The 622-nt window shown below is 65.3% G+C and carries 1 protein-coding gene; it reads left to right on the forward strand.

Annotated features, from left to right (window positions below):
- Nucleotides 1–609 (forward strand): FadR/GntR family transcriptional regulator (locus tag FK256_RS14170; protein ID WP_009234977.1); only part of this gene is annotated, 609 nt, incomplete at its 5' end.
- Nucleotides 610–622: the final 13 nt, after the last annotated feature.

Raw genomic sequence — 622 nt, forward strand, 5'->3', positions numbered from 1 at the left:
GGGGATGCTTTGCCGACCGAGTCGCAGCTGTGCACCGATCTGGGCGTGTCCCGCTCCTCCGTGCGCGAGGCCGTACGCACCCTGGTCGCCCTCGACATCGTCGAAGTCCGCCACGGACACGGCATGTTCGTCGGCAGAGTCTCCATGCGCCCCATGGTCGAGTCCCTCGTCTTCAGAGGCCTACTCAACCCCGGAGACGACCACCGCGGACTGCGCGACATCGTCGAAGTCCGCATCACCCTCGACAACGCACTAGCCGAACCCGTCACCCAAGCCTGGAAGAACCGCCAAGACACCGAACTCGACCAAATCGTGGCGCAGATGGACACCCACGCCCAAAAGGGCGAACTCTTCACCGAACAGGACCGCCGCTTTCACATGCGGATGCTCGAACCCCTGGACAACCACCTCTTCCTGCACCTGACCGAAGCGTTCTGGGCAGTCCACACCCTGACCGTCCCCCTCCTAGGCGCCCCCAGACCCGAGGACATGCTCAGCGCCGCCAAGGCCCACCGAGCCATGCTCCAAGCCGCCCGCGACGGAGACGCCCAGGCCTACCGCCAAGCCACCACCCAGCACTACGCCCCACTACTAGCAGCCCTCACCTAAACCAACCAGCAGC

The organism is Actinomyces johnsonii, assembly GCF_006546835.1.
Classification (GTDB): domain Bacteria; phylum Actinomycetota; class Actinomycetes; order Actinomycetales; family Actinomycetaceae; genus Actinomyces; species Actinomyces johnsonii.